Origin of the sequence: Chamaesiphon sp. OTE_8_metabat_110 (genome assembly GCF_031382685.1) — a bacterium.
In the GTDB taxonomy this organism is placed as follows: domain Bacteria; phylum Cyanobacteriota; class Cyanobacteriia; order Cyanobacteriales; family Chamaesiphonaceae; genus Chamaesiphon.
Window position 1 is genome coordinate 1 of record NZ_JANMZA010000405.1, and the last position, 10,502, is coordinate 10,502.

General features: G+C 47.7%; 10 protein-coding genes. 3 read left to right on the plus strand and 7 right to left on the minus strand.

The annotated features are described in order from the left end of the window. A partial coding sequence (locus RMO52_RS14785) for a hypothetical protein (RefSeq protein ID WP_310415574.1) occupies positions 1 to 182 on the plus strand: 182 nt, incomplete at its 5' end. A 251-nt stretch (positions 183 to 433) separates the two neighbouring features. Here RMO52_RS14785 and RMO52_RS14790 read toward each other — a convergent pair. Beyond that, a complete protein-coding gene (locus tag RMO52_RS14790) occupies positions 434 to 718 on the minus strand; it encodes a hypothetical protein (RefSeq protein ID WP_310415577.1) in 285 nt (94 codons plus the stop codon). Positions 719 to 753: 35 nt separating this feature from the next. On the opposite strand from RMO52_RS14790, the gene secA reads away from it, so the two are divergent. Both secA and RMO52_RS14800 read left to right on the plus strand, forming a co-directional pair. After that, complete coding sequence (secA, locus tag RMO52_RS14795; RefSeq protein ID WP_310415581.1) at positions 754 to 3,549, plus strand: preprotein translocase subunit SecA; 2,796 nt, start codon at positions 754 to 756, stop codon at positions 3,547 to 3,549. A gap of 439 nt (positions 3,550 to 3,988) precedes the next feature. Further along, complete coding sequence (locus tag RMO52_RS14800) at positions 3,989 to 4,288, plus strand: hypothetical protein (protein ID WP_310415584.1); 300 nt, start codon at positions 3,989 to 3,991, stop codon at positions 4,286 to 4,288. A 187-nt stretch (positions 4,289 to 4,475) separates the two neighbouring features. On the opposite strand, the gene RMO52_RS14805 is transcribed toward RMO52_RS14800, so the two are convergent. From RMO52_RS14805 to RMO52_RS14830, 6 genes are all read right to left on the minus strand, one after another. Beyond that, positions 4,476 to 5,537, minus strand: a complete 1,062-nt coding sequence (locus RMO52_RS14805; protein ID WP_309742213.1) for a mannose-1-phosphate guanylyltransferase — start codon at positions 5,535 to 5,537, stop codon at positions 4,476 to 4,478. Positions 5,538 to 5,803: 266 nt separating this feature from the next. Beyond that, positions 5,804 to 6,925: a site-2 protease family protein gene (locus RMO52_RS14810; protein ID WP_310415587.1), complete on the minus strand. Its 1,122-nt coding sequence runs from the start codon at positions 6,923 to 6,925 to the stop codon at positions 5,804 to 5,806. A gap of 142 nt (positions 6,926 to 7,067) precedes the next feature. Next, positions 7,068 to 8,111, minus strand: coding sequence for a leucine-rich repeat domain-containing protein (locus RMO52_RS14815; RefSeq protein WP_310415590.1), 1,044 nt, complete (start codon positions 8,109 to 8,111; stop codon positions 7,068 to 7,070). Between the two features lie 90 nt (positions 8,112 to 8,201). Continuing rightward, on the minus strand, positions 8,202 to 8,732 hold the full coding sequence (locus tag RMO52_RS14820; protein ID WP_310415593.1) for a hypothetical protein: 531 nt from the start codon (positions 8,730 to 8,732) through the stop codon (positions 8,202 to 8,204). A gap of 156 nt (positions 8,733 to 8,888) precedes the next feature. Beyond that, positions 8,889 to 9,311: a hypothetical protein gene (locus RMO52_RS14825; RefSeq protein WP_310415595.1), complete on the minus strand. Its 423-nt coding sequence runs from the start codon at positions 9,309 to 9,311 to the stop codon at positions 8,889 to 8,891. Positions 9,312 to 9,396: 85 nt separating this feature from the next. Next, on the minus strand, positions 9,397 to 10,502 hold a 1,106-nt coding region (locus RMO52_RS14830), incomplete at its 5' end, for an AAA-like domain-containing protein (protein WP_310415600.1).

Consider the following 10,502-nt stretch of genomic DNA (forward strand, 5'->3'; position numbering starts at 1 on the left):
ACCCTAATTCAGCAACGCCGGAGATTATTTATGCGATCGTAATGACGACAGTACTGCCACCGATTTGTCTTGACGCGCTAAACCTGGAGGAAACCTCCAGAGCGCACGTCGCAAAATCGGGGCTAACGTTACAAAGTCCGCCTGTCTTGACTGAAACACATGCGGAGGGACCCTCCGCGTGATTTCAGTCGCTGTCTTGAAAAGGTGCTCTACTTGCGGCGTTTTTATTCGGGGGTTCCCCCCGAATAAGAAAACGACAAGACAGGGGAAACCCCAAGACCGCACTTTTCGCTACGCGGACTAACTAATCAGTCCGCGTAGGCGGACTTTGCATCACAAGCCGAGACTTCTAGTCTCCAGGCATTTGTTATCCCGACTGATTACTTAATCTTAAAAACAGTACTAAATCGAAGGTCAGCTTCGTAGCTGTGCGTTAGCTGTGGCTGGATCTGCTGCTGATACCGCCGCTAATGGCGATTAGCATTACCTGTTTGGGTTTCTGCTCGCCAGACATCTGGAGATGACCCAGCAGTTCGCCCAAAACCTGACTCAAACCGTCGCATGTATCGCTTCCGATCTGCCGCTCTACTAGATTTGCAACCAATGTGTTGCCTTGTCTCCGATACTCGATCGGTAGACCGCACATCCATAAACCAGTCGCTGATGATACCATAAATAGATACGAAAGCTGTAAAGATTTGACTACCTCAGCACTCATAAATTTTAGATTAACTTCCCTATCGCTTGCCTCCTATGCTGAAAAAATTATTTGGCGATCCTAACGCACGTAAACTGAAAAAGTATCAACCGATCGTCACAGAAATCACCCTGCTAGAGGAAGAGATGCAGCAACTCAGTGACGAACAGCTCAAAGGGAAAACAACCGAATTTAAACGCAGATTGGAGCAGGCGAATAATGATGAGGAAGAGAAGGAACTCCTCAACGATATTCTCCCCGAAGCTTTTGCGGTAGTTCGCGAAGCCGGGAAGCGGGTCTTAGGTTTGCGACACTTTGATGTCCAAATGCTGGGGGGTATGGTGCTCCACGAAGGGCAGATTGCCGAAATGAAGACCGGGGAAGGTAAAACTTTGGTAGCAACCCTTCCAGCTTATTTAAACGCCCTCACAGGTAAAGGCGTCCACGTTATCACTGTCAACGATTACCTCGCCCGACGGGATGCGGAGTGGATGGGACAAGTTCACCGCTTCCTCGGTTTGTCCGTGGGACTGATCCAATCGGGGATGAATCCTCCCGAGCGGAAGAAAAATTATGCCTGCGACGTGACTTACGCAACTAACAGCGAGTTGGGGTTTGACTATCTGCGGGATAACATGGCGGAATCGATGGCGGAAGTCGTCCAGCGTCCGTTTAACTTCTGTATTATTGACGAAGTAGACTCGATTCTGATCGATGAAGCGCGGACACCGTTGATTATTTCCGGTCAAGTCGAACGTCCGACGGAGAAGTATCTTCAAGCTGCGGATATCGCTCGGGGTTTGAACAAAGAAAACCATTACGAAGTAGACGAAAAAGCGCGCAATGTCCTGCTATCAGATGAAGGTTTTGCTGAAGCTGAGCGACTTCTAGGCGTAACGGATCTCTATGATGAAGCCGATCCTTGGGCGCATTATGTCTTTAATGCCATCAAGTCGAAAGAACTTTATATCCGCGATGTCAATTACATCATCATGAATGATGAAGTCACGATCGTCGATGAATTTACCGGACGGGTACTCTCAGGACGCCGCTGGAGCGATGGTTTGCATCAAGCCGTCGAAGCCAAGGAAAAAGTCAAAATTCAAAATGAAACCCAAACCCTAGCGACGATTACCTATCAAAACTTCTTCTTGCTCTATCCCAAACTCGGTGGGATGACAGGTACAGCCAAAACCGAAGAAGTCGAGCTAGAAAAAACCTACAAAATCCAGGTCACAGTCATGCCCACTAATCGGGTGCGCCAGCGGTATGACTTTCCAGATGTGGTCTATAAGACCGAAGAAGCCAAATGGCGGGCTGTCGCTCAAGAATGTGCAGAGTTTCACCAACAAGGTCGTCCCGTTCTCGTCGGTACTACCAGTATCGAGAAATCGGAAGTCCTCTCCCGCCTGCTGCATCAACTCGAAATTCCCCACCAACTCCTCAACGCTAAGCCAGAGAACGTCGAACGGGAATCCGAAATCGTCGCTCAAGCCGGACGCAAAGGTGCAGTCACGATCGCCACTAACATGGCAGGTCGCGGTACGGATATCATCTTAGGTGGGAACTCCGACTATATGGCGCGGCTCAAGCTGCGCGAGTACCTGATGCCGCGCATCGTCGCCCCAGAAGACGATGGCAACTTCAGCCCCGCAACTGTAGCTGCGGCGCAACAAAGCAAGGCTTCCGGACAAGGTTTCGGTGCTGGCAAAAAAGTGAAAACTTGGAAAGCCTCTCCCGACATCTTCCCCACGGAAATCTCCAAAGAGACCGAAGCTTTACTCAAAGATGCGGTCAACTTCGCTGTTGGCTATTATGGCGAACGCAGCGTATCCGAACTCGAAGCTGACGAAACCATCGCCGTCGCTTGCGAGAAAGCACCGACCGAAATCGAAGCAATCCAAAAACTGCGGAATGCCTACAAAGCCATTCGCAAAGAGTATGATGCGTTTACTTCTGTCGAACACGATGAAGTATTAACCAATGGCGGTCTCCATGTCATCGGCACCGAGCGTCACGAATCCCGTCGGGTAGACAACCAACTCCGAGGTCGGGCGGGTCGTCAGGGCGATAAAGGCTCTACTAAGTTCTTCCTCAGCCTCAAAGATCCCTTGATGCAAATCTTCGGTGGAGATCGAGTCACTGCGCTGATGGATGCCTTCCGCGTCGAAGAAGACATGCCCATCGAGTCCAAAATGCTCACCAACAGCCTCGAAGGTGCCCAGAAAAAGGTCGAAACCTACTACCACGACATCCGCAAACAGGTATTTGAATACGACGAAGTGATGAACAATCAACGTCGTGCCATTTATGCCGAACGCCGTCGCGTCCTTGAAGGTCAAGACCTCAAAGAACAAGTCGTCCGCTACGCCGAACGGACGATGGATGATATCGTCAACGCCTATATCGACCCAGAGCTACCACCCGAAGAATGGAAAATCGAAAGCCTCGTCTCCAAAGCACGGGAATTTGTCAATCTGTTCGACGATTTGACCCCCACCCAAATCGACGATATGACCTACGACGAAATCAAGGTCTTCATGCGTGAAGAAGTCCGCCGCGCCTACGATCTCAAGGAAACGCAAATCGATAAAGTCCAAGCCGGACTGATGCGCCAAGCCGAACGCTTCTTTATCCTCCAACAAATCGACACCCTCTGGCGCGAACACCTCCAATCGATGGATGCCCTCCGCGAATCAGTCGGTTTGCGCGGTTACGGTCAAAAAGATCCGTTAATTGAGTACAAGCAAGAAGGTTATGAGATGTTCCTGGAAATGATGACCGACATTCGCCGGAATGTGGTCTACTCGATGTTCCAATTCTCCCCCGAACGTCAAGCCCAAGCAGCATAGAAAGTACCTAACATCGATCGAATCCAGCATTGCTAGCAATGCTGGATTTTATGTTTCAATCCAACCTACGCTTTCTGATTATTTCAGGATTCTATTTAGTTAGCCTATTTGGGTACATTAAATGTAAGTTGCGCCAGCCAGTAGAGTGGGCAATGTCCACGAATTAATTGCTGTAAATTAATTTACGTGTATGGATATATAGCAACCGCAAAGGCTGTTAGGACACAGCGATTGAAATCGCAGCTTGTGATGCAAAGTCCGCCTACGCGGACTAATTAGAAAACGTCCTAACGATCTTGACTATTGCTATAATTCCGGTTTACAACCTCAAAAAACTTATTGTACAAGTAAAATGTCGGTATAATTGTTGGAAAATCACATAATAATGTCACATCTTAATCGTCTCTGTTTATTAATTCTTGCAATAGCCACCTTCACGATGCCTATTAACCCACCAGTTTTAGCTCAACGGAGACATCCAATGGAATCTGCGGGAATTCGATCGATTAATGGAGATTTCAGCACTAGTGTCAAATTTATTAACAACAGTTCAATTACTGTCAATGTCTATTGGCTGGACTATAATGGAAAGCGAAAATTTTATAAATCTCTTCAGGCTGGAGAGCAATATATCCAGCAGACTTATCTCACACATCCCTGGTTAATTACAGATACTAGCAATAGTCCGCTATACCTGTTTTTTCCTGATGCCCAAGCCAGAATTGCGGAAATTCAATAACATAACAGATGAAGTCGATCGAGGAGAGCAACTTTCAGATGAAGATAATTTAGAGGAGTTAAACTAATGCGTTACGCGACAATCATTTAAAAAATGCCAAATAACTATTCTGCTTATGTCCCGGTGATAAAAAAGTAGGGTGGGCATTGCCCACAAATTGTTTGAGTTTGGCGTAAAAAACAATCGATTAGAGTAACCGATCGAGTGCCCGATCTTCCTTGATTTTATTGACGATCTGTTTGATTTCTTGGGTGCGATCTTTGGCGACAATTAGGGTGACATCACCATCGCGGACGACGACGACATCTTCTAAACCGATCGTGACTACGACTTCCTCCGGATTGCTGGCATAAAGTACCGCTCCGTGGGTATCGATACAGACATGATTGGCTAATTCTACGTTAATATTATCTCCTTTGAGGAGTCGCTCGATCGCGTTCCAATCGCCTAAGTCATCCCACCCAAAATCAGCGGGAATTACATAGGTTAATTTGGTCTTTTCCATCAAGGCGTAATCGATACTGATCTTAGGTAATGTCGGATAAATACTGACACCTTTATCGATTAGTAATTGCATCAATTCTGGCGCATATAACTTCAATTCACCGATCGCGGTTTTGGCTTTGAAAATAAAGATTCCGCTATTCCAGGTATAGTCGCCACTAGTAATAAAATCTTTGGCGGTGGAGAGATCGGGCTTTTCCGTAAATCGCAGGGCGTGATATGTTTTTAACTGCCCGTAATCCCCGCTATCTGCACCCTGCTGAATATAACCATAGCCGATCGAGGGGAAAGTAGGCGTGATGCCGAGGGTAACGATCGCGTCCTTAGTATCCGCTAATGCTACCGCCGCCGCGATCGTCTTGGCAAATGCCTCCACATCCTTAATCCAGGCATCGGCGGGAAAAAAGCCAATTACCACATCGTCCCCATACCGTTTGGCTACTTCCAAACTCGCCCACGCTACCGCTGCTGCCGTATCTCGACCCTCTGGTTCGGCGAGTAGATTTGCCGCTGGCAGGCTGGGTAATTGCTCCTGAACGCCCGTTTCGAGCAGTTTTGATGTAATTACCCAAATATCATCCCAACTACCCACGATCGGTAGCAGTCGGTTAGCTGTAGCTTGGATCAGGCTTTCACCACTACCATCGAGACAGAGAAATTGTTTGGGGCGATGTTTGCGGCTCAGCGGCCAAAACCGTTCTCCTTTACCGCCAGCCAGAATTACAGGGACAAATTTTGGTTGCATGGGATCGATTTAGAGGTAGCTAAATTTTAGTTGCGGACGTGCGTAATTAATTTACACTACCACGACAATTGAGCTTGTGAAGCACTCAGATTCATGTAGGGTACCCACGCTACCGCATACTGATAAGTTATTTGAGTTGCTGCGTAGATTTTTACCCCACCCCAGCCCTCCCCTTATACTGGGGGGGTTGGGGGGGTAAGCCCATTTTTAAACGAAGTATATAGATACTAGGTGTAGGCTATTACAGATAATCCTGAATGCTAAATCTAAGCAGGATTAACTTGTGGTTGACGGTGCAGAAGATTAATCACGGCGGCTTTTTCGAGCAGTCCAACTAAGATGCCATCGCTATCGGTGACACTGAGCGTCGTCACTTTTTTAGCTTCTAATTGCTCGATCGCTTGCAATAATGGTCGATCGCTGATGATAATCGTGGATGGCTCGATCGACTGCATGATTTCGCTGACTGCTGTATGTGCCCAACGATCGGATCGGACATCTTTGAGGGCGTCTAATGCTAGTTCGCCGACTAAGTGCCCAGATTCATTGGTAACGAGGAACTTCTGCCAGTTGCTACCAGTAAGGGTGCGTTGGTCTACAAATTCGCGGAGGGTGATATCTTGGGAAATCATCGGACTGTTGGGAGTGACGGCATCGGCGACAGTCATGCCAGTAAGCCGTTCTTGGACGCGGGCGAACTGGGCAGATTTACCAGCATTTTGCAACAAGAACGAACCGATGAGTAAGTTCCAGATGTTATCAAAGCTACCATACAAGAATATTGGTACTAGTCCCGACGCGATCGCGACCCAGCCAAAACCTTGACCGACGATGCTCGCGATTTTGACACCTTTGTACTGATTGCCAGTGACTTTCCAAACGATCGCTTTGAGGATATTGCCACCGTCGAGGGGTAAGCCCGGAATCAGGTTGAATAAACCGAGCGATAAATTGATGGCAGCTAAGACAGCCGTAATCGCAGCGACGGGGCCAGTTAGATGTCCGGCAAAGCCCAGGGTAGTGAAGATACCAAATAATACTAGACTGACTGCGGGGCCTGCGATCGCGACCCAGAAGGCAGCAGCGGGAGAGTCGGATTCTTTTTCTAAGCTGGCTAGTCCGCCAAAGATGAATAAAGTAATCGAATCGACTTTGATGCCCTGCTTAATGGCGACAAAGCTATGTCCTAGCTCGTGAGCGAGTACAGAACTAAATAAGAGTAAAGCAGTAACTAACCCCAATATAAAAGGACTAGCACCTGGTAAAGACGGAAACTGTGTCGCTAACCCTTCACCATAAGTCCACGTCACCAGTCCTAATACTAGGAACCAAGTGGGATTGATATAGAAAGGGATACCAAACAACGAACCAACTCGGATACCATTCATTCCAACGACCTCTAAATCTGAGTCTACGAGCGATTCTTTGCTCGCTTTTCTCTATTGTAACTAAATATTAAGCAGTCTCTCACAATTGGGGCGGCGTAATATCCGCATCTCGGGGTTCGGTTGCTGGAGTTGGCTCACAGGCTCAAGTTTGTACGGCGAAATCATCGGGATGGATGCCATGATTGACCCAGACGATCGCGGCTTCGGCACTCGTCATGGTGGGCGGTACGCGTAAGATGTGAATGTGGGCGGTGGAGGGACAAACCATTTTGAGCAAGACCATCGGTTCGCGCTCGAATGACTGAAACCGTCGGGTTTTGAGTAGAGTATATTGTCGCCAAGTATCTTGGACGATCGCCCCAAAGTGGTTGTAAATTTGGAGATAACCGATCCGATCGATTAAGATCCGCCGGAGTTCGACCCGATTTTCAGCAAGTAACCATCGCGGGTTTAATCGATCGAGATCGACCCAATACTGACGGGGTAAATTAACACCCCCAAAGCGGACAATTTGCAAGCTTGGTAATGTTTGAAGTACGGATAGATCCGTAATTTCGTTGCCATCAAGTTGGATTTCTTGGAGATTTACTAACTTACTTATACTATCGGGGAGGTTAGTTAGTCGGTTGCGATCGAGATGTAATTTAACTAATTTAGTTAGATTGCCAATAGCTGTAGGTAGGTTAGTTAAGTGATTATTACTGAGATTCAGTTCGGTGAGATTTTCTAACTTAGTAATACTATCTGGCAACCTCGATAATTGATTGCGATCGAGATGTAACCAAGTGAGGCGATCGAGGTTGCCAATGCTCTCAGGTAAAGTAGCGAGGTGATTGTCTTTCAAGCTGAGACTAGTCAGCTTCGAGAGGTTGCCAATATTAGCTGGCAAAGCCGTTAGCCGATTCGATCCGACATACAGCCATTGCAAATTAGTCAGATTGCCAAGACTATCTGGCAGGTTAGTTAGTTGATTGGCACTCAGCGATAAACTAGTTAAACTAGCAAGATTGCCGATCCAGTTGGGGAGGCTAATTAACTGATTATTAAGTAACGATAGCTCGATTAGGTCTGGGCGATTGGCAATACTTTCTGGAAGTGTTTTAAGATTGCAAAACCGCAGGTCTAAGATCGGTTGCGAGTTGAGATTAGCAAATTCAATTTCTGGTTTTGATGTTAATAATTTCATAGTTGTCGATAGTAGTTGGATAAAAATCGACATGGGCAGGAGAGCGGAGATCTCATCTACCATCTCCCTGCTGTTCATCCATAACGGCACCTATTCTCGATCCAATAATCGATCGTACTTAAACTCTTTATTGCCTTGATAGTTAGTTAGCTCGCCTAGTTGTGCGAGTTTTTTGACACCAGGTTCTAATTTGCCATCGACGATCCAAGTTGGAAAACCTTTAATCCCAGCTTGCTCGCAGACAGTTGTCTGGGGCTTAACTTTGGCATCGGCAGCACATTCGATATGGTCGATTTGGCTCCACGCTTGCTTGCCAAATAACTGCTCCTGTTCGTGGCAATGCGGACACCAATAAGCGCCGTAGACTTTGACTTTTTGCTGCGTGAGATGTTTAGCCAGCTCGATTTCTGCGGCTCCAGAACTAGAGGTAATTTGCCAGCCGATCCCTGGTTCGGGTGCGGTAGTCGGTGCGAGTGAGATGATGTCGCTTGGGGGATCGGCAGCCAGCGTCGGTGCGGTATTTGCCCACCCCAGATGCAGGACAATCGTCAGGCTCAGGACGGCGATTGCCCCCATTAGGAAGCGCACGAATTTGGATCGGGGAAATTGGTGACGAATCATCTAAAGTAAAACCGCTGAGGTAGTAGTAATGTTTGCTGAGTAGCTGCGATCGATTAGGCTCGATGAATATTCCCGCTAAATATCTTTCTGGGCAGAGTTCCCGAAAGTATGCAGCTTTGGCAGATTTATCATCAACCCGCGATCGATTTGCAGGCGTTATGGAGCGATATTGTGTGCCTTTAACCAAGCTACTGCCAATTCGTACCCTTCTTGATTTTCTTGGGCTTGGAAGAGGAGCATAGCTGCTTTGATGCAGGCAATTCCATCGTCAGTCTCCCCTAAAAGGCTGCCAGCAAGTAGAAAAGCGACTGCGTTGGTGTTGTCGGTTTTAACGGCTTGGTAGTAATATTCTAGAGCTTGATTCGGATTGCCTTGTTTCTGGGCATCCAGCCCCATTTTGACGTAGCCCATCGATCTCTGACTATTGGTAGCCAGTTGTCTCGGTTGATGGCGGACAGCAGGTGCCGATGTGTTGCTGCGAATTGTCAGGGCGTCAGGTGCTAGCTCGGCACGAGTGCTAGTAGCGGTAACGAAGAGGAGGGAGGCGAGAGTAAGCGAGGAGATAATGTATTTGAACATGACGGTGCGGTGTGAGGGCTGATATGTATGATTAAACACCGCGCGCCGCTGAATTCCGTAAAGAGTTGTTTTTGCTACTATTTAGTTATGATTTAGTTGCATTTGTAGCGAGGTTGCTAAAATATTGGCGATACAACTCGCATCTGGGTACGACGAATTCACCATCAAATTTCACTAGTCCCAATCCTTCAAGTCTGCCTTTTAGGCGAGGGGATAAGATCGCGCCTTCAGTAGAGCTAAGCACATTTGCCAGTGCTGCGAGTAAGTCTGGGTAACTATTGAGGGTAGTTTCGAGACGGGCGAGGTGACGTTGATAAAAGATGCCCTGACGGCTGCTGGCAGTATCGATGAGCGTATTCAAATCGATGCGATCGCGAGCTACTTCAAACATGGCTAGTCTGACTAAAAAGGGATGTCCGCCAATGATGCTCATCAGTCGATCGCAATCTTTCTGCATCCAGTTTAGCTGATGTTTGGCGGCGAGTAACTCGATGCGATCGCGGGTAAACTCACTAACTTCGATACTAATGCCGACATTAAATGGCGATTGGTTAATATCGAGCGGGATATATACTTCCGCTGCATGGGAGATAATCAGTCGCAGTTTAGCCAGAATTTCGGTATGTTTGCCCGCTTCATGGAGACTGCGTAATAGGCTAAAGAAGTTGGTGTAAAGATGGGGAAAATCAAATAGCCGATCGATCGCATCTAAGCCTATCGTCAGCGGGACTCCCAAATCGGGCAGTAAATAACTCTCAAAATATTCCTGAGTACCGAGAGTCCCACCCACCATCATCGTGAGACTGCCATAGTCTTCTTGTTGAGCTTTGAGTGACACACTGGCACAAAACCAGTACAAGAATCGATCGGCGTCGCTCATCGCCGCTTCTGGTGCATGTTCTAGGCTCAGATATACGGTTCGATCGCCTTGACGTTCGGCTTGATGCAGCAATCGCATCATCATCGAAGTTTTCCCCATCTGGCGCGGTGCTTTGAGTCGGATCAGTGCGTGGGGTTTAGAAATTTCCGCTCGGCAATAAGCTTCTTGCGGCAATCGCTCGATGTAGAAGCTAGAATTGAGCGGCACAGAGCCTTCTGGAGTTTCGATCGCTACACTTGTCACTGGAATGTCAGTTAGCGAAGAAGGTACCCCTAGAGATTTTTCCGCTCTCCCCGTCTCCCCGTCCCCCC

Bases quoted from the DNA above. Each gene is read 5' to 3' on its own strand.
- RMO52_RS14805 (WP_309742213.1), bottom strand. From the start codon at position 5,537: ATGCAACCAAAATTTGTCCCTGTAATTCTGGCTGGCGGTAAAGGAGAA.
- secA (WP_310415581.1), top strand. From the start codon at position 754: ATGCTGAAAAAATTATTTGGCGATCCTAACGCACGTAAACTGAAAAAG.
- RMO52_RS14815 (WP_310415590.1), bottom strand. From the start codon at position 8,111: ATGAAATTATTAACATCAAAACCAGAAATTGAATTTGCTAATCTCAAC.
- RMO52_RS14825 (WP_310415595.1), bottom strand. From the start codon at position 9,311: ATGTTCAAATACATTATCTCCTCGCTTACTCTCGCCTCCCTCCTCTTC.
- RMO52_RS14820 (WP_310415593.1), bottom strand. From the start codon at position 8,732: ATGATTCGTCACCAATTTCCCCGATCCAAATTCGTGCGCTTCCTAATG.
- RMO52_RS14800 (WP_310415584.1), top strand. From the start codon at position 3,989: ATGCCTATTAACCCACCAGTTTTAGCTCAACGGAGACATCCAATGGAA.
- RMO52_RS14810 (WP_310415587.1), bottom strand. From the start codon at position 6,925: ATGAATGGTATCCGAGTTGGTTCGTTGTTTGGTATCCCTTTCTATATC.
- RMO52_RS14790 (WP_310415577.1), bottom strand. From the start codon at position 718: ATGAGTGCTGAGGTAGTCAAATCTTTACAGCTTTCGTATCTATTTATG.